The sequence below is a fragment of the Streptomyces himalayensis subsp. himalayensis genome (genome assembly GCF_013778455.1).
Taxonomy (GTDB): domain Bacteria; phylum Actinomycetota; class Actinomycetes; order Streptomycetales; family Streptomycetaceae; genus Streptomyces; species Streptomyces himalayensis.
In genome coordinates, this window is record NZ_JACEHE010000019.1 from 143,781 (window position 1) to 162,349 (window position 18,569).

The following is an 18,569-nucleotide window of genomic DNA, read 5'->3' on the forward strand; positions in this document are numbered from 1 at the left end:
TCCGGCACGGTACGTACGGGACGGCTCAGCCGACGACCTCGTACAGGATCTGTCCGCCCGGCCCCGACGTCACCCGCCGCAGCCCCGGGTCGCGGGCGGGCAGACCGCCGTCGCGGGGCCGCTGCACGATCCACCGGACGCCGTACCGGTGCAGGATGCCGAGCCGCTCGGCTCGAGGTGTGCCCGCGGCGAAGTAGCGCTCGACCGCGTCCAGGCGCTGCTGCTGGTCCGGGAGGAAGAAGTCCGGGTAGCCCGGCGCCACGGTGTAGGGCCCGTACGCGGGGATCTGCCGGGCCGGGAAGGTCTTGGCCATCACCACGTCCCCGTACGACACCCATGGGGTGATCCAGTGGTAGCCGTTCCAGGGCTTGCGGTACTTGTCGGCCACGGCCATGGGCAGCAGGCCGGGGCGGATCGCGTAGCCGAGCGTCCCGGCCTGGGTCCACGCGCCCACGAGGAGCGCGGCGGCGAGGACCGCAGCGAAGAGCGTCGCCGGTCGCGTGGCGGGAGATCCCGCCCGCCTGCCGCTCCACTCCGCGGCCTCCAGCGCGGCCGCCAGCTGCGCCGGGATCAGGGCGGCGGGCAGGACACGCCCCCATGAGTAGTGGCCGGTCAGCCGGCCGGCCATGAACACCAGCGCGCCCATCAGGAAGAAGATCACCAGCGGATCGCGCCGATCACGGCGCCACCGGACCGCCAGCGCGGCGACTCCGACGAGCACCAGCCAGAAGCGCGGAAGCACGTCGCGGAAGAGGGAACGGTGGATGGCGTCCAGGTCCTGGGTGCCGAAGAGCGCGAAGAAGTCGTAGTACGGCCAGACCGCGAGGGCCACCACCCCCAGGGCGAGCCCGGCGCCCAGCCGAGCCCAGGCGTCCCGGCCGGGCCAGGGCCGCGCCCCCAGCACCAGGGCGAGGGCCCCGAGCGACGCCACCACACCCGAGAACTGGTGGCTGAGCAGAATGACCGCCCACATCAGCCCCAGCCCGGCGAAGGTCCACCATCCCGCCGGTCCCGGCAGCGCCTTCCTCAGCAGGGCCCAGAAGTGGAAGGCCAGGGCCAGCGCGAACGTGCTGGGGTAGGAAACGGTCAGGGCAAGCGAGTTCAGCCCGAGGAAGCCGCTCCACGCGAACAGTTCCGTGCCCCACAGGAACAGCACGCAGAGGAGAGCGAGGGGCACGGCCGCCCGGCGCGTGCTGAACGTCCGTACGAAGTGCCGCACGCCCGTCACCAGCAACGCGAGGCTGATCAGCGCGGCGATCCGCAGGACGACGAACACCGAGAGGCCCGTGGCCTTGGCGAGACAGCCGAGCAGCAGCATCCACGGCGAGTAGTACGGGCTCGGTGTGTCCTCCGCGACGAGCGGGTTGCCCGGATCGAGCAGGCTGTGCCGCAGCCGTTCCGTCGTGGCCGCGTGAATCCCGAGATCCCCGACCCAGGGCAGCCGGACGACGACGGCGAGCATCAGCACAAGAACGAGCAGAACAACGCCCTGCACGCCGTTCCGGCCGAGGGCCCTGACGACGCCCACCGCGATCATGAACTCGACGATAGGTTGTGGGCAGGCGTTCCGCAGGGCGTCGAACGGACGAGGTGCCCGGGCCGAAGGCCCAGGGCACCCCATAGAGCCCACGCTCAGTTATGCGTACGCAGCATCGTCCGCATAGTCCGCATCGCAACGGACAACACTGCCAGATCGAAGCTCTCCGAGCTCCGGATCTCTTCCAGCGTCCCGCGCGCCCGCGCCAGCAACGCCGCGTTCTTCTCCTCCCACGCCTTGAACCGCTGTTCGGGCGTGGAGGACCCGTTGCCCACGGCGAGGACGTCCGCCGTGAGCGCCGCGTGCGCCGCGTACAGGTCCTCGCGGATCGACACGCGCGCCATGGACTGCCACCGGTCCGCCCGCGGCAGCTCGATGATGCGGTCCATGAGCTCGGTGATGCCGAGCCGGTCGGCCAGGTCGTAGTAGACCTCGGCGACGGCCATCGGGTCCTTGCCCATGCGGTCGGCGACCGAGACGATGTCGAGCGCCGGGAAGACGGACGAGAACCCGGCGACGCGCTGGGCCAGCTCCTCCGGGACGTCCGCGCCGGTCAGCTCGTCGAAGATGCGCTGGTACCACTCGGCGTCCGCACCGCGCAGCAGCTTCGGCAGCTCGGACCAGACCTGGGCCACGCCCTCGCTGAAGAAGCCGATGGTCTCGGCGAGCTGCAGCGGCTGCGGCCGGTTGTTGAGCAGCCAGCGCGTGCCGCGCTCGACGAGGCGGCGCGAGTGCAGCCGGATACGGGTCTGCACGTCCGCGGCGACGACGTTGTCGAGCCCCTCGACGGCGTCCCACACCTGCGCCAGCCCGAAGATCTCCCGTGCGGACATGTGCGCCCGCACGATCTCCTCGGTGGACGCGCCCGTCTCCTCCCGCAGCCGGTGCAGGAAGGTCGAACCGCCCGTGTTCGCTGTGTCGTTGACCAGGAGGGTCGTGATGATCTCCCGGTGCAGGGCGTGCGCCTCGATCTGGTCGGGGAACTTCTCGCGGAGCGCCTGGGGGAAGTAGGCGAACAGCAGCCGCCGCAGATAGGCGTCGTCCGGCAGCGGCGTGCCGATGAGCTCCTCGGCCGTGGTGATCTTCGTGTAGGCGAGGAGGACGGCCAGCTCCGGCTGGGTCAGCCCGCGCCCGGAGTTGAGCAGCTCGCGGATCTGCCGGTCGTTGGGCAGGAACTCGATGGCCCTGTCCAGGCGGCCCTCCCGGCTCAGCCGGCGCATGATCCGCTGGTGGACGTGGAGCAGGTCCGGTGCCTGGGCGGCGGCGTTGGCCAGGGCCACGTTCTGCGCGTAGTTGTTGCGCAGCACGAGCCGGCCGACCTCGTCGGTCATCTCGGCGAGCTGCTGGTTGCGCTGCTTGACGGTCAGATCGCCGTCCGCGACGACCGCGTTCAGCAGGATCTTGATGTTCACCTCGTGGTCGGAGGTGTCCACGCCCGCGCTGTTGTCGATCGCATCGGTGTTGATCTTGCCGCCGTGGCGTGCGAACTCGATACGGCCGAGCTGGGTCAGGCCCAGGTTGCCGCCCTCTCCGACGACCTTCACCCGCAGGTCGGCGCCGTCGACGCGGATCGCGTCGTTCGCCTTGTCGCCGACGTCGGTGTGCGTCTCCGTCGACGCCTTCACATACGTGCCGATGCCGCCGTTCCACAGCAGGTCGACCGGCGCCTTGAGGATCCGCTGCATCAGCTCGGCCGGCGTCATCCGGGCGACGTTGCCCTCGATGCCGAGCGCCTTGCGGATGTGCGAGTTGAGCTGGACGGACTTGGCCGAGCGGGGGAAGACCCCGCCGCCGGGCGACAGCAGCTCCTTGTTGTAGTCGGCCCAGGAGCTGCGCGACAGCTCGAACAGGCGGCGCCGCTCGGCGTACGAGACGGCCGCGTCCGGGGTCGGGTCGATGAAGATGTGCCGGTGGTCGAAGGCGGCCACCAGGCGGATGTGCTCGCTCAGCAGCATGCCGTTGCCGAACACGTCACCGGACATGTCGCCGATGCCGACCACGGTGAAGTCGTCGGCCTGGGTGTTCACACCCAGCTCCCGGAAGTGCCGCTTGACGGACTCCCAGGCGCCGCGGGCCGTGATGCCCATGCCCTTGTGGTCGTAGCCCGCCGAGCCGCCGGAGGCGAAGGCGTCGCCGAGCCAGAAGTTGTAGTTCTGGGCGACCTCGTTCGCGATGTCCGAGAAGGTCGCGGTGCCCTTGTCGGCGGCGACGACCAGGTAGGTGTCGTCGCCGTCGTGGCGCACCACGTCGTGCGGCGGCACGACCTCGCCCGCGACCAGGTTGTCGGTGATGTCGAGCAGCGCCGAGATGAACGTCTTGTAGCTGGCGATGCCCTCGGCCAGCCACGCGTCGCGGTCCACGGACGGGTCCGGCAGCTGCTTGGCGACGAATCCGCCCTTCGCGCCGACCGGCACGATGACGGTGTTCTTCACCATCTGCGCCTTCACCAGGCCGAGGATCTCCGTACGGAAGTCCTCACGCCGGTCGGACCAGCGCAGGCCCCCTCGTGCGACCTTGCCGAACCGCAGGTGCACGCCCTCCACACGCGGCGAGTACACCCAGATCTCGTACGCCGGACGCGGCGCCGGAAGATCCGGGATGGCCTGCGGGTCGAACTTCATGGAGACGTACCCGTGCGTCTTGCCGCCCCCGGCCTCCTGGAAGAAGTTGGTGCGCAGCGTCGCCTTGATGACGGTGAGGAAGGAGCGCAGGATGCGGTCCTCGTCGAGCGAGGCGACCTGGTCGAGCGCGCCGTCCAGCTCCTCGAGGAGGGCGTCCGTCAGCTCGGTGCCCATGCGCTGGCGGTCCGGGGACATCCGGGCCTCGAACAGGGAGACCAGCAGCCGGGTGGTGTGGACGTTGTTGCAGAGGGTGTCCTCCATGTAGTCCTGGCTGAACTTCGACCCGGCCTGACGCAGGTACTTGGCGTAGGCGCGCAGCACCATCGCCTGCCGCCAGGTGATTCCGGCACGCAGGACGAGGGAGTTGAATCCGTCGTTCTCTGCCTGCCCGGTCCAGACGGCCTCGAAGGCCTGCTGGAACTGCTCGCGGCCGTCCTCACCGAGGTAGTCCCCGTTGTGGGCGCCCGCGGCCTTGGGCATGCGCAGCCCGAAGTCGTAGATCCACGCGGTCGAGCGGTCCGAGCAGCGCAGCTCGTACGGACGCTCGTCGGTGACCTCGACGCCGAGGCGGTTCAGCACGGGAAGCACGGCGGAGAGGGAGATCTGGTCGCCCAGGCGGTAGATCTTGAAGCGTCGCTCGCCGGGCGCGGCGCCGACCGGCTCGTACAGGGAGAGCCCGAAGTCCCTGCCCTCCTGCGTGAGTGCCTCCAGGTGGAGGATGTCCGCGACGGCGGCGCGCGGGGAGTGGTCGGCCTTGTAGCCCTCGGCGAAGGCACTCCCGTACCGGCGCAGCAGCGCGGCGGCGCGCTCCTCGCCGACCTCGGCGTTCAGCGCCTCCGCGAAGCCGTCGGCCCAGGACCGGGCGGCCTCGACGAGACGGGCCTCGATGCGCTCCTTGTCGGCGTCGCTCAGCTTCGGCAGCTCGGTGCCGGGCGCCACGCGGACGACGAAGTGGAGGCGAGAGAGGATCGACTCGGTGTTCCAGGCGGTGAAGTCGACGCTGGTGCCGTTCAGCTCCTCCTTGAGGATGTCGATGATCCGCAGCCGGACGCCGGTGGTGTAGCGGTCGCGGGGCAGGTAGACGAGGGCCGAGTAGTAGCGCCCGTACTCGTCCTTGCGCAGGTACAGCCGCAGCCGGCGGCGTTCCTGCAGGTAGAGCACGCTCGTCACGATGGAGCGCAGCTCGTCCACCGGGGTCTGGAAGAGCTCGTCGCGCGGATAGGTCTCCATGATCTGGAGCAGGTCCCGGCCGTCGTGGCTGTTGGGCGAGAAGCCCGCGCCGCGCAGCACCTCGTCGACCTTGCGCCGGATGACGGGCACGCGCCGCACCGACTCGGTGTACGCGGCCGAGGAGAACAGCCCCAGGAAGCGGCGCTCGCCGACGACGTTGCCGTCCGCATCGAACTTCTTCACGCCGACATAGTCGAGATACGACGGCCGGTGCACGGTCGCGCGGCTGTTCGCCTTGGTCAGCACCAGCAGCTTGTGCTCGCGCGCCTTCGCCCGGACGTCGGCCGGCAGACGACTGAAGGACGGGCTCACCGGGTGGTGGTCCTCGACGGCGTGGTGCGGGTCCGAGCGCAGTATGCCGAGGCCGGTACCGGGGACGGCGGTGAGCGAGTCGTCGTCCCGGAGCTCGTACTCGCGGTAGCCCAGGAAGGTGAAGTGGTCGTCCGCGAGCCAGCGCAGCAGCTCACGGGCCTCGTCGACCTCCTGGTCGCGCAGGTCGTCGGCGGTGGGTTCGACGGGCAGCTCGTCGGCGATGCGCAGCGCGGCGTCGCGCATCTTCTCCCAGTCCTCGACGGCCTCACGGGCGTCGGAGAGGACCCGCAGCAGGTCGGAGGTGATCTGCTTGAGATCGGCGCGGTCCGTCTCACGGTCGAACTCGACGTGGATCCAGGACTCGGTGACGGCGTCGTGCGGCAGCGACTGCGGCGTGCCCGCGGGGGTCTTCGATGCGACGTCGAGGTCGGCCTCGCGGGCTGCATCGGAGGCCGCGGCGAGTACGGCGGGGCCGGGGTGCCCGGGAGTACCCGGGGGCAGGAGCTCGAGGAGTTTGCCGGTGATGTCCCGGCGGACGACCACCTGGGGGTGGATGACGACGTGGATGCCGCGGCCCTGCCGCGACAGTTCGTTGGTGACCGAGTCGACGAGGAAGGGCATGTCGTCCGTGACGACCTCGACGACGGAATGGCTGCAGGTCCAGCCGTTCTCCTCGACGGTGGGGGTGTGGACCCGCACGTTCGCCGTGCCCTGGGGGCGGTGCTCGGCCAGCCGGTAGTGGGAGAAGGCGGCTCCGAAGACATCGACCGGGTCGCGGCCGGCAAGGTCCTCGGGCGCGGTGTGCAGGTAGTAGCGCTGGAGGAACGCGAGCACTGTCTCCTGGTCAGGTGTGCCCTTGTCGGTTTCTCCAGTCGGTAGGTACCCCCCGACCGGACTGTTCTCAGCTACCCGGGCGGCCCGTGCGAGCAGCTCGGCCTTTGCTTCGTCCAGCTTGGTCTGCATTGTCCTCTGGCTCCTGTCGCGCGCCGTTGCGTGACGTAGAAGGAAGTTTTGCGACACAACGCCACGACGCGGGGTCTCCGGTCGGAGTCGACGTTATGCCGCGATGAGAGATGAGAGGGGCGTTATGAGCCAATCTTGAGCATTCCGATGGCCTCGGTGATCCCGGGTGTTCCGGGAGCACCGATGGCTCCGCCGGCCTCACCGGCCCACCCCCTCCGTGCGGACCAGCGATCGCCCGGGCACGGATGTCCTCCGTGTGCTCCGGGCGCACGGCAGGGGCAAAGGCGCCCCCGCGGGATATCGCGCTGATCACGGCTCCAAGGCTATCGCTCCGTACGGGTGCCCCGTCATGAGCCGTATGTGTACAAAACCAGCGGTGGAAGTTTGACGTTCTGCACAGGGACAGGGCGGTGCGGGTTGTGGGGTGCGGGTTGTGGGGTGCCGGTGGCGGCGGTGGTGCGGACGGGATGGGCACAGCGCACGATGGAGGTACCCGAAACGACGCACGGCCCCTTGGCAGAGGCGGACACCGCAGGCACGTTGAGCGAAACGTCCGAGCGAAACGTCCGGCTTCGGCCGGGAAGGTCGAGCGAGGGGAGCGCAGCGCAATGGCAGCCAAGATCCTTATCGTGACCGGCGACGCAGCGGAGTCACTGGAGGTCCTCTACCCGTACCAGCGCCTGCGTGAGGAGGGGTACGACGTCCACATCGCGGCCCCGACCCGCAAGAAGCTGCAGTTCGTGGTCCACGACTTCGAGCCGGGCTTCGACACGTACACGGAGAAGCCGGGCTACACGTACCCCGCCGACCTGGCCTTCTCCGAGGTCGACCCCGGCCAGTACGTGGCCGTGGTCATCCCGGGCGGCCGGGCCCCGGAGTACCTACGCAACGACCCCGAACTCCGCAAGATCCTCAAGTCGTTCTTCGACTCCGACAAGCCGGTTGCACAGATCTGCCACGGCCCGCTGCTCACGGCGGCCGTGGACGGCCTGCGCGGCCGCCGCGTCACCGCGTACCCCGCCCTGGAACCGGACATGCAGGCAGCAGGCGCCACCTTCAAGGACGCCGAGGCCGTCGTCGACGGCACCCTGGTCTCCTCCCGAGCCTGGCCGGACCACTCCACGTGGATGAGGGAGTTCCTGACGGTACTGCGGGCGAAGGCGCCGGTGACGTAGCCCGCCGCAGGGGCGAGCCGTTGCCGGTGTGGGCAATGGTTCCACCGGGCGTCCCGTTGTGGGCAATCGTTCCGCAGGGCTGGGGGCACCTCCCGGACGGAGTCTGGGGAGGGTGGGCACAACCCACGACGCACGGCGCGTCCTCTGCCTACGTCGGCCGCCGGGGGCACCCCCCGGCGGCCGCCGACTCAGGCGGCAGCCACCCGCTCCGCCTCCGCCACCGCCTCCGCCAGGCTGTCCACGACAGGAACCCCCGCCACCTCCAGGCTGGCCCGACTGTGCGAACCACCGGTGTAGAGAACGGCCTGGGCCCCCACCCGCCGCGCGGCTATCGCGTCATCGGCCGCGTCCCCGATGACCACCGTCCGCGCCGGCTCCACACCGGCGAGCGCGGCCACATGGCGCACCATATGCTCCGCCTTGCTGCCCCCGGAGGGCCCGGTCCGCCCGTCGATCCGTACGAAGTGCGGCTCGATGCCGAACCCCCTGACCAGCGGCACCAGCTCGTCGTGCCCGTACATGCTGAGAATCGACTGGCTGTGGCCCGCCGACCGCCAGTCGGCCAGCAGCACCTCCGCGCCGTCGGCGAGCCTGCACGCCGCGCGCCATGCGGTGTAGTGCCGGTGGAAGGCCGCGTCCATGCGCTCCCACTCCGCGTCCGTCGGCAGCCGCCCGATCAGCCGCTCGTAGAAGCGGGGTATCGGCACGCAGTACACCTCGCGATACTGCTCCAGCGTGATCGGCTCCAGGCCGATCTCCGCGAAGGCGGCGTTCGTCGCGCCGATGACCGCGTCGTTGTCATGGAACAGCGTGCCGTTCCAGTCCCACACGATGTGCGCTGCGTGCTTCCCCATGTCCAAGAACGTACCCGCCCCCACTGACAACCCGTCGTGCCCCTCCACGAGCGCCGGTTCAGCCGATGAGGTTCGGGATCTCCTGCGTCGCGTACCACAGCAGCTCGTGGTCCTCGGCCCCGTCCACGATGAACTGCGCGTCGTCGTCCCCCTGGTCCGCCGCGCCGAGGGCGTCCGCCGCCGCGGACACGTCCGCCTCGGCGTCGTCCGCGTCCACGTGGACTGCCGCCGCCTTGGCCAGCGGCACCGCGACCGCGATCCGGACCTCGCCGAGTGCGGCGGGGTCGAGCCCGCGGTCGGGGTCGGCGACCGCGGCCCCGTCCGGTACGTCGACCGCGACGACGACCCGGCGCCGCGGGGCCCCCGGATCGGTGGCGATCAGCCGCAGCGAGGCGACCGCCGCGCGGTTCAGCGCCGCGTACTCGAGCTCCTCGATGTCGTCCGAGAGGTACCACTCCCGCAGCGCGGGCGTCACGGCGTACGCCGTCAGCGGTCCCGGGCCCAGCTCGCCCGTCTTGTGCGCCTCGGCGAGACCGTGAAGGGTCAGGGGGACGTAGACGCGCATACTGGCCGCTTTCGTAGTCGGAATTCATACCGCCGGGCCGCGGAGAGACCTTCAGGATACGTGCCGGGAGTCCCCCTTCGTGGCCGGGTGAAGGGACGTCCGGCGTCGACTCGGCGGCTTTCGGCAGCCCTCGCCAACCCGCCTCCGACCAGGCCCTTACTGGGCGCACCAACCCGCCCATCACCCTGATAGGTGAATTCCCCCGCCGCCTCCGCCGCCCCCTGCTGCTCCTTGCGGGCCGCTCCCGCAGCCTCGTACAAGATCCCCAACGAAGCTACTGCCCGGTATCCCACTGGGCCGGAACAGACGGGGGCCACCCACTGTGAACAAGGTGATGACGAGGTCGGCACGCAACAGGCCCGGCGCCGCCACGCGCCCGCCCGGCCGTCGCGATTCACGGCGTCCGGCCGGAGCTCCACCAAGGGTGACCCCACCGGGACCGCCGCCCCGGCCCCACGATCTCTTCGCCGACCTCCTGCTGGCCGTGCTCAGCGGGCAGCGCCCTGTGCACTCGATGCTGCGATACACCGCAGGCAGGGCTTACGACGAACTCGTCTGGCTGGCCGAGCACGCCCCGCTGCGCATCGGCAGGTACAGGCCCGTCGTCCGCGACCTCGGCTACGAGATGCCGCGCCCGGGAGCCATCGAGGCCTTCGCCCGCATCGCCGCCGGCGAACACCTACGCGCCATGGCCTTCCGCCTGGAGCAAGGCCCCGACCAACGCTGGCGCTGTACAGCAGTAGAACTAGCCGTCCCAGGCCTCCCCCGCCCCATCCGAAGGTAACCGCGCTCCAGCAGGCCTCCCTCTGGCCGTGGGCAGGCGTTCCGCAGGGCGATGGGAACCACAGTTCCGCAGGGCGATGGGGGTACCACCGTTACCGCAGGGCGATGGGGGTACCGCCCATGCCCCTTGAGGCAATGGCAGATGGTGGGCACAGCCCCACGACGGCGGGCGCCCTCGGCGTCGGACGTGCACCCAGCTGGGCAGCAGCCCCGGGGACACACAAAGGGGCCGGGCGCCCAGCGCCCGGCCCCTCAACTGCTCACGCGTCGCAGACGCCCGTCACTTCTTGCGACGCCGTCCGCCCTTCTGCTGCTTACGCCGCTCCGCCCGCGTAAGCCCATCCGACTCGGACCGCGGCCCCGGCGCGTCCCCGTTCGTGAAGTCGCCCTCGACAATGCCGCCTTCCCCGTCCACCGTCGGCGCGGAGAAGTGCAGCCGGTCCGGCCGCTGCGGCGTGTCGAGCCCCTTGGCGCGGATCTCGGGCCGGGCGCCGCCGCCCGAGGATGCCGCGCCCGCAGGCACGGCATCCTGCACACCGCTCTTCTGCAGGGACGGAGCCGGCGCCGCGTCCTCCACCGGGACCTCCTCGACCTGCTGCTCGACCTGGACCTCCAGGTTGAACAGGTAGCCGACGGACTCCTCCTTGATGCCGTCCATCATGGCGGTGAACATGTCGAAGCCCTCGCGCTGGTACTCGACCAGCGGGTCCTTCTGCGCCATGGCCCGCAGGCCGATGCCCTCCTGGAGGTAGTCCATCTCGTAGAGGTGCTCACGCCACTTGCGGTCCAGGACCGACAGCACCACGCGGCGCTCCAGCTCGCGCATGATCTCGGAGCCGAGCTGCGCCTCCCGCGCCTCGTACTGCTCGTGGACGTCCTCCTTGATGGACTCCGAGATGAACTCCGCGGTGAGGCCCGCGCGGTCGCCCGCCGCCTCCTCCAGCTCCTCGATCGTGACCCGGCACGGGTAGAGCTGCTTGAAGGCTCCCCACAGCCGGTCGAGGTCCCACTCCTCCGCGAACCCCTCGGCGGTCTCCGCCTCGATGTACGCGTCGATGGTGTCGTCCATGAAGTGCTGGATCTGCTCCTGCAGGTCCTCGCCCTCCAGGACGCGGCGCCGCTCGCCGTAGATGACCTCACGCTGCCGGTTGAGGACCTCGTCGTACTTGAGGACGTTCTTCCGGGTCTCGAAGTTCTGCTGTTCGACCTGGGACTGGGCGGAGGCGATCGCACGCGTGACCATCTTGTTCTCGATGGGCACGTCGTCCGGAACGTTCGCCATGGCCATCACGCGTTCGACCATCTGGGCCTTGAACAGGCGCATCAGGTCGTCGCCCAGCGACAGGTAGAAACGGGACTCGCCCGGGTCGCCCTGGCGGCCGGAGCGGCCGCGGAGCTGGTTGTCGATACGCCGCGACTCGTGGCGCTCGGTGCCCAGCACGTACAGCCCGCCGAGCGACTTGACCTCCTCGAACTCCGCCTTGACGGCCTCCTCGGCCTTCTCCAGGGCGGCGGGCAGGGCGGCGGCCCACTCCTCGATGTGCTCCTCCGGGTCGAGGCCCCGCTGGCGCAGCTCCGCCTCGGCGAGGTCCTCCGGGTTGCCGCCGAGCTTGATGTCCGTACCGCGGCCGGCCATGTTCGTGGCGACGGTGACCGCGCCCTTGCGCCCGGCCTGGGCGACGATCACGGCCTCGCGGTCGTGCTGCTTGGCGTTGAGCACCTCGTGCTGGATGCCCCGCTTGCTCAGCTGCTGCGAGAGGTACTCCGACTTCTCGACCGAGGTGGTGCCGACGAGGATCGGCTGCCCCTTCTCGTGCTTCTCTGCGATGTCGTCGACGACCGCCTCGAACTTCGCGACCTCGGTGCGGTAGATCAGGTCCGACTGGTCATTGCGGACCATCGGCTTGTTCGTCGGGATCGGGACGACGCCGAGCTTGTAGATCTGGTGGAACTCGGCGGCCTCGGTCATCGCCGTACCGGTCATGCCGGAGAGCTTGTCGTAGAGGCGGAAGAAGTTCTGCAGGGTGATCGTGGCGAGCGTCTGGTTCTCGTCCTTGATGTCCACCCCTTCCTTCGCCTCGATCGCCTGGTGCATGCCCTCGTTGTAGCGGCGGCCGGCGAGGATACGGCCGGTGTGCTCGTCGACGATCATGACTTCGCCGTCGATGACGACGTAGTCCTTGTCCTTCTTGAAGAGCTCCTTGGCCTTGATGGCGTTGTTCAGGTAGCCCACGAGCGGGGTGTTCACCGACTCGTAGAGGTTGTCGATGCCCAGCCAGTCCTCGACCTTGGAGACGCCGGACTCGTGAATGGCGACGGTGCGCTTCTTCTCGTCGACCTCGTAGTCCCCGGTCTCCTCGATGCCCTTGAGCTGATTGCCCGGCTCGCCCCTCTTGAGGCGGGTGACCAGCTTGGCGAAGTCGCCGTACCACTTGGTGGCCTGGTCGGCGGGGCCGGAGATGATCAGCGGCGTACGGGCCTCGTCGACGAGGATGGAGTCGACCTCGTCCACGATCGCGAAGTTGTGTCCGCGCTGGACCAGTTCGTCCTTCGACCACGCCATGTTGTCGCGCAGGTAGTCAAAACCGAACTCGTTGTTCGTGCCGTACGTGATGTCGCACGCGTACTGCTCGCGGCGCTGCGCCGGCGTCATGTTCGCCAGGATGCAGCCGACCGACAGACCCAGGAACTTGTGGACGCGGCCCATCATCTCGGAGTCGCGCTCGGCCAGGTAGTCGTTGACCGTGATCAGGTGCACGCCCTTGCCCGACAGCGCGTTGAGATACGCGGGCAGGGTGCCGACCAGGGTCTTGCCCTCACCGGTCTTCATCTCGGCGACATAGCCCAGGTGGAGTGCGGCGCCGCCCATCATCTGCACGTCGTAGTGGCGCTGGCCGAGGACGCGCTTGGCGGCCTCACGGACCGTGGCGAAGGCTTCGGGGAGCAGGTCGTCGAGGCTGTCCCCGCTCTTGCCTTCGCTGTCGACCCACTCCTGGTAGCGCTCCTTGTACTCCTCGGTGAGTGCGCGCAGCTCGGCGTCGGAGAGGCCCACGAAGTCCTCTTCGATGGAGTTGACCTGGTCCGCGATGCGGTGCAGCTTGCGCAGGATCTTGCCTTCGCCTGCACGCATGATCTTTGAGAGGACGGACACGGGGGTTGGTCTCCTTGCCGGTCGGGCCTGGCATGGTCGGTTTCCATTTGACTGCTTGAGCAACGGCCATCGTATGCGAGGACCCCGCCGCGCCGGGAGGTCTGCCATGGCGACAGCCACTAGGAGAACGGGCGGGGCGCGGCGAAGGTGCCGCGATCCCGCTGCGAATTGTGACGGCCGGATCACGCAGCCTTCGTCGGCCACGGTCCGTCACCCGTCACCCGGTGACCGGTGACCGGCGACCGGTGACCCGTTCCCCGATAAACGGTCACATGGCGTCCGGATATCCGCGCACCCGGCCCCCCGGGAACGCGGTGGCGCCCCTGCAGCCCGGGAATGTGGTGGCGTCCGCGAGGACCCCCGAGCAGAATCGGCCGATGGAACCCGTCACGCTCACCACCGACCGCCTCCTCCTGCGCACCGTCGACGCCGACGACGCAGACGCCGTGTACACGGCCTGCCAGGACCCCGACATCCAGCGCTGGACCACCATCCCGTCTCCGTACCTGCGGGAGCACGCCGACGGCTTCGTGGGGCAGTTGGTACCCGACGGCTGGCGGGACGGCTCGATGTTCACGCTGGGCGTCTTCCTGCGGGACGGCACTCCGCGGGGCGGCGTGCTGGTCGCGATGGTGGGCCTCGACATGCGTTCCCTGGGCACCGGCGAGATCGGCTTCTGGGCCGCCAAGGAGCACCGCGGCCAGGGCTATGTGAGCGAGGCGGCGCTCGCCGTGTGCCGCTGGACGTTCACGAGCGCACGGATGGACCGCGTGGAGTGGCGGGCGGAGGTCGGCAACGAGGGCTCCCGCTCTGTGGCCCTGCGTGCCGGCTTCACGATGGAGGGCACGCTGCGCTCGGCGATCAACAACAAGGGCGTGCGACGCGACTGCTGGGTCGGCTCGCTGCTTCCGTCGGACCTGGGCCTGCCGTCGACGGCACCGTATCTGCCTGCCCGGGGAGCCTGAACTCGGCGGTCCCGGACCCGCTGTCAGTGGCACGCCCTATCGTGCGGGCATGACGACTCCGCCGCGTCCCACCGCCGAGCTCTCCGCCGACGAGGCCCGCCGTATCGCGCTGCGCGCACAGGGATTCCTGGGCGCCCCCGACCGCAAGGCGGGTGTGCGAGGCGTGCTGCGGCACCTCGGCGCGGTCCAGCTCGACACGATCTCGGTGCTGGCCCGTTCGCACGAGCTCATCCCGTACGCCCGCCTGGGCGCCGTGGGGCGTCAGACGGTGGACGATGCCTACTGGACCCCGGGCACCGACGGCGCCCCGCACGCCTTCGAGTACTGGTCGCATGCGGCGTGCATCCTCCCCGTCGAGGAGTGGCCGCACTTTGCCTTCCGCCGCCGCGCCTACCGCGCCCGACCGCAGTGGTACCACGATCTGCCGGAAGGGGCGTACGACCAGGTCATCAAGCAGCTGCGCGCCGAAGGGCCGCTGACCGCCACGGAGCTGGGCGGCGCGAAGAACGGCGGCGAGTGGTGGGACTGGTCGGGCTCGAAGGTCGCGGTGGAGCGCGCGCTGATGTACGGCGAGGTGGTGTGCACGGAGCGCCGCGGCTGGAAGCGGGTGTACGACCTGGCGGAGCGCGCGATCCCGGACGAGCTGCTCCACGACGAGCTGGACGACAGCGAGTGCCTGCGCCGGCTGGTGCGCCTCGCCGGCGAAGCACTGGGCGTGGGCACGCGCGCGGACATCGCGGACTACCACCGGCTCAAGGGCGAGCAGTTCGACGCGGTGATCGCGGACTCGGGGCTGGTACCGGTGGCCGTGGAGGGCTGGGGCAAGCCTGCCTGGGCCGACCCTGCGGCGCTGGAGACGGTGCCGCGCGGCCGGCATCGTACGACGCTGCTGTCCCCGTTCGACTCGCTGATCTGGGAGCGGCCGCGCACCGAGCGGATATTCGACTTCACGCACCGCTTGGAGGCGTATGTGCCGAAGCCGAAGCGGGTGCACGGCTATTTCGCGATGCCCGTCCTGGCCGGGGGCCGGCTGGTCGGGCGGGTGGACCCCGCACGTCAGGGCCGGACGCTGGTCGCCAGACAGGTGTCGTTGGAGGGCCGCAAGGCCGTCCCCGCCGTGGCTGAGGCCCTTGTCGAGGCCGCAAGCTGGGTGGGCTGCACCGATGTACGCGTGGAGCGGCTGGATCCGGAGGAGCTCCGCGAGCCGCTGTCGGCGGAGCTCGCCCGCAGGCTCGCCTGACGGCGTGGCCGCCGCCCGCACGGCTTCGGCCGTAGGTGTTTCCGCGTGAGCCCGGCGGCGGAGATCCACTAGCGGATCTCGAGGATCTTCTCCCGCATCGCATACACCACGGCCTCCATCCTGGAGTGCAGCTGCAGCTTCTCCAGGATGTTCCGCACATGGTTCTTGACGGTGTTCTCGCTGATGAACAATTCCTTGGCGATGTCGCGGTTGTTCATCCCGGTCGCCACGAGTTTGAGGACCTCGAGCTCGCGGTCGGTGAGCCGCGGGGCGGGCACGAGGCGCCGCTCGTCGGTGCGCTGGATCATCGACTTGAACTCGGTGAGCAGTTTCGAGGCCATCGACGGGCTGATCTGCGACTGCCCGTCTGCCACGGCACGGATAGCGGTGGCCACCTCGTCGGTGGAGATCTCCTTGAGGAGATAGCCCGTGGCGCCCGCCTTGATCGCGTCGTAGAGGTCTGCCTCCTCGTCGCTGATCGTCAACATGATGATCTTGGCGCTGGGAGCCACCTCCTTGATGGAGGTGCATGCCTCGATGCCGCCGCGCTTGGGCATCCGGACGTCCATGAGCACGATGTCGGGCAGCAGGTCGGCGGCCTTGTCGACGGCCTCCGCACCGTCACCGGCCTCCCCGACGACCTGGATGTCCTCCTCGGCGGCGAGCACGATCTCGAGGCCGCGGCGGAAGAGGGCGTGATCGTCCACCACGAGGACCCTGATGGGCTCCTTCCGCGGGGAGCCCCCGTCCGGTCCCATGGCGACGGCGCCGTCGTCGGCGTCCTCGTCATGCATCGGTCCGAAGCTGTCCGCCATCGTTCCTCCCCCTGAAGGCCGTGGCCTGTGTTCCTGAGCTGCCCGGTCTGCGCTGCCAGGTGGGTCCTGCGCCAACCCGTGGCCGCTGCCGACGGGTTGACCTGACCGCCATGATTTCATGCCCGGACGACAGTGGGGCGACAGCGCGGTTTCGGAGGGGCGCACACGGGTGCCCCCGGGGGCGCACGCGCACGCCAGGGGCACCGGTCCTGCGGTCACCGGGGAACGTCAACCGCCGAGTGCACCGCCCGCTTCAGCCGACGGCGGCTGGGCCACCATAGGGTCCGTGGACAGGTGGATGACGCCGTAGTCGTAGGCGTGCCTGCGGTAGACGACGCTCGGTTCCTTCGTCTCGGAGTCGACGAAAAGATAGAAGTCGTGCCCGACCAGCTCCATTTCGTAGAGCGCCTGGTCAAGCGTCATCGGTGCCGCGACGTGGGTCTTCTCGCGGACTACGAGCGGGCCTTCACCCTTGACCTCAAGGGGACCCATCTTCTTCGTCGGCACACCGTCCGGCTCTTCTTCCCTGGCGAGCGTGCCGTCCCCGTTGAGCGTCGCCGCACCGGGGACCCTGTCCGCCACCTCGGCTGCCGACAGCCTGCCCGTACCGCGCCGTGTGTGCCGCTTGTCGTGCTGCTTGCGCAGCCGCGCTTCCAGCTTGTCGGCCGCCAGGTCCAGCGCCGCGTACGGGTCACTCGCCGCGGCCTCTGCCCGGATCACCGGACCGCGGGAGCGGAGCGTGATCTCCACCCTGTCGCTACGGTCGGCCTGTCGGGGGTTGGGCTCCTTGGACACCTCGACGTCGAGGCTCATCACCTTGCCATCGAGCTTCTGGATCTTCTCCAGCTTCAGCTTTTCGGCCACGTGCTTCCGGAACCGCTCGGGCACCTCGGTCTTGCGGCCCTTGACGACGATGTCCACGCAGAACTCCGTTCCCGGATCGCTCCGCTTCGGCGCGGAGCATCTCCCTTTTGCACCAGGCCCCGGAATGCCCCGGGAGCCTCGGACTCGGTGACTTCCACCTCCTCCTCCCCCGCGGGCAAGATCTCCACCCCGCCGACCGGGTGATTACAGAAAACCCCACGGCACGGCATTCGGATATGCGAGGGACGGCGACGCCATTCCCTCACACCGAACATATCTCGCCCGGACGGATGTCGTCACCCTCTACCGCGACGTACCTCCATTCAGGTGAACTAACCCGGTCACTTCCTGCAACGACGCAGGTCATTAGCCAGTTCCGGATTATTCGAAGGAATCGGGGGTGGCAGCGACGACGGCGGCGCTGATCACGTTCACCGGTGTGCTTCTCCGGAGCATTACCCCGGTCGCTCCCGTCGATACTTCCTGAGTTCTTCCTGGTCCGCTCGTTCCCGGCGCTCGAGCCGATCCACGCGTTCTCCCAGCTCTTCCCTGTCTCTCCTGTCCTGTCCGGCTTTCCGTACATGCCGCGCGGACGGCCCGCGCAGCCTCCGTCAGCGAGGCGCCCGTCGTCATGAGATCGTCCACCAGGACGATCCGGCCGCCTCCGCGCAGTAGCCGTCCGCCCCCGGCCACCACCTCGAGGGCGCCCGTCAGGTTGGCCAGCCTCTGCCGGGAGTTCAGCCCCGACTGATCGGCCACCGGGCGCCGTTGGTGCAGTACCGGGAGCACCCGGGCGGGGACCCCCGCCCTGCGCAACTCGCCGGCCGCGGCGAGCGCGATCCGCCGCGCCGGATCGTGCCCACGCGCCCGCACAGCCCGCCGCGCGGACGGCACAGGCACCAGCAACAGCGGCCCACACCCCGTGGCCGCGGCGTGTCCGGCGCCATCCGGCCCGGCCCGCCCATGCCCGGCCCACCGACAAGGCACATGCTTTTCACCCCCTGTGTGCCCATGCTCTTGCTCTTCACGGCCTGTCTGTATGAGGCCCCCGAACCCATGCCCCTCCCCTGCTCCAACCATCACCGCACCCGCCAGCGCCTCGCCCAGCGGCCTCGCGAGACCCAAAGCGCCTCGCTCCTTGTGTGCGAGCAGCACCGCCCGTACCGCGTCCTCGTACGGAGCGGCCGCGTGCACCACGGGCAGGCCCGCCGGCTCCGGCACCGGCCGCACCCGGCACGGAGCGCGACCGCACAAGGCCTCACGGCACTGCGCGCAGAGCGCCGTACGAGGCCGTCCACAACCTCCGCACTCGGCCGGCAGCACCAGGTCTGTGAGGTCCTGCCACCACCCCCGCATGCCCACCACTGTGCCTCTGCAGACACGGGGCTGCCACCCCTGTGGATAACTCGAGGTAACGCCCTGTGGACAACTCGGCGCCACCGTCACCGGACGGCGCCCCGGCCACCGCGGCGCCAGGTCCGGCACCGTGAGAAG

The 18,569-nt window shown here is 69.7% G+C and carries 12 protein-coding genes; 4 read left to right on the forward strand and 8 right to left on the reverse strand.

Annotation, left to right across the window (positions count from 1 at the left end; all coding sequences use genetic code 11):
• Positions 1–25: 25 nt before the first annotated feature.
• Positions 26–1,537: a putative glycosyltransferase family protein gene (locus tag H1D24_RS27920; RefSeq protein WP_181660473.1), complete on the reverse strand. Its 1,512-nt coding sequence runs from the start codon at positions 1,535–1,537 to the stop codon at positions 26–28.
• A gap of 95 nt (positions 1,538–1,632) precedes the next feature.
• Complete coding sequence (locus tag H1D24_RS27925; RefSeq protein ID WP_181660474.1) at positions 1,633–6,663, reverse strand: NAD-glutamate dehydrogenase; 5,031 nt, start codon at positions 6,661–6,663, stop codon at positions 1,633–1,635.
• 608 nt (positions 6,664–7,271) lie between these two features.
• Between H1D24_RS27925 and H1D24_RS27930 the strand changes: the two genes are divergently transcribed.
• The gene (locus H1D24_RS27930) at positions 7,272–7,838 is read left to right on the forward strand and encodes a DJ-1/PfpI family protein (protein ID WP_181660475.1); all 567 of its coding nucleotides are present in this window, start codon (positions 7,272–7,274) and stop codon (positions 7,836–7,838) included.
• 188 nt (positions 7,839–8,026) lie between these two features.
• Here the strand turns inward: H1D24_RS27930 and H1D24_RS27935 are convergent, their stop codons facing one another.
• Together H1D24_RS27935 and H1D24_RS27940 are read right to left on the reverse strand one after the other, a co-directional pair.
• On the reverse strand, positions 8,027–8,692 hold the full coding sequence (locus tag H1D24_RS27935; protein ID WP_181660476.1) for an HAD family hydrolase: 666 nt from the start codon (positions 8,690–8,692) through the stop codon (positions 8,027–8,029).
• Between the two features lie 58 nt (positions 8,693–8,750).
• Positions 8,751–9,257, reverse strand: coding sequence for a DUF6912 family protein (locus H1D24_RS27940; RefSeq protein ID WP_181660477.1), 507 nt, complete (start codon positions 9,255–9,257; stop codon positions 8,751–8,753).
• Between the two features lie 322 nt (positions 9,258–9,579).
• Here H1D24_RS27940 and H1D24_RS27945 point away from each other — a divergent pair, with 322 nt between their 5' ends.
• Positions 9,580–10,041 carry an Rv3235 family protein gene (locus H1D24_RS27945; protein WP_181660478.1) on the forward strand — a complete coding sequence of 154 codons (462 nt, stop codon included), beginning with the start codon at positions 9,580–9,582 and terminating at the stop codon, positions 10,039–10,041.
• Between the two features lie 279 nt (positions 10,042–10,320).
• Here the strand turns inward: H1D24_RS27945 and secA are convergent, their stop codons facing one another.
• On the reverse strand, positions 10,321–13,191 hold the full coding sequence (gene secA / locus H1D24_RS27950; protein ID WP_181660479.1) for a preprotein translocase subunit SecA: 2,871 nt from the start codon (positions 13,189–13,191) through the stop codon (positions 10,321–10,323).
• Positions 13,192–13,568: 377 nt separating this feature from the next.
• Between secA and H1D24_RS27955 the strand changes: the two genes are divergently transcribed.
• Both H1D24_RS27955 and H1D24_RS27960 read left to right on the forward strand, forming a co-directional pair.
• Positions 13,569–14,156: a GNAT family N-acetyltransferase gene (locus tag H1D24_RS27955; protein ID WP_181660480.1), complete on the forward strand. Its 588-nt coding sequence runs from the start codon at positions 13,569–13,571 to the stop codon at positions 14,154–14,156.
• Between the two features lie 49 nt (positions 14,157–14,205).
• Positions 14,206–15,396, forward strand: a complete 1,191-nt coding sequence (locus tag H1D24_RS27960) for a winged helix-turn-helix domain-containing protein (RefSeq protein ID WP_181660481.1) — start codon at positions 14,206–14,208, stop codon at positions 15,394–15,396.
• A 68-nt stretch (positions 15,397–15,464) separates the two neighbouring features.
• On the opposite strand, the gene H1D24_RS27965 is transcribed toward H1D24_RS27960, so the two are convergent.
• The 3 genes from H1D24_RS27965 to H1D24_RS42685 all read right to left on the reverse strand — a co-directional run bounded on the left by H1D24_RS27965 (position 15,465) and on the right by H1D24_RS42685 (position 18,431).
• Positions 15,465–16,211, reverse strand: a complete 747-nt coding sequence (locus tag H1D24_RS27965) for a response regulator (RefSeq protein ID WP_181660482.1) — start codon at positions 16,209–16,211, stop codon at positions 15,465–15,467.
• 228 nt (positions 16,212–16,439) lie between these two features.
• On the reverse strand, positions 16,440–17,132 hold the full coding sequence (hpf, locus tag H1D24_RS27970; RefSeq protein WP_374064400.1) for a ribosome hibernation-promoting factor, HPF/YfiA family: 693 nt from the start codon (positions 17,130–17,132) through the stop codon (positions 16,440–16,442).
• A gap of 324 nt (positions 17,133–17,456) precedes the next feature.
• A complete protein-coding gene (locus H1D24_RS42685; protein ID WP_258564358.1) occupies positions 17,457–18,431 on the reverse strand; it encodes a ComF family protein in 975 nt (324 codons plus the stop codon).
• Between the last annotated feature and the right edge of the window lie 138 nt (positions 18,432–18,569).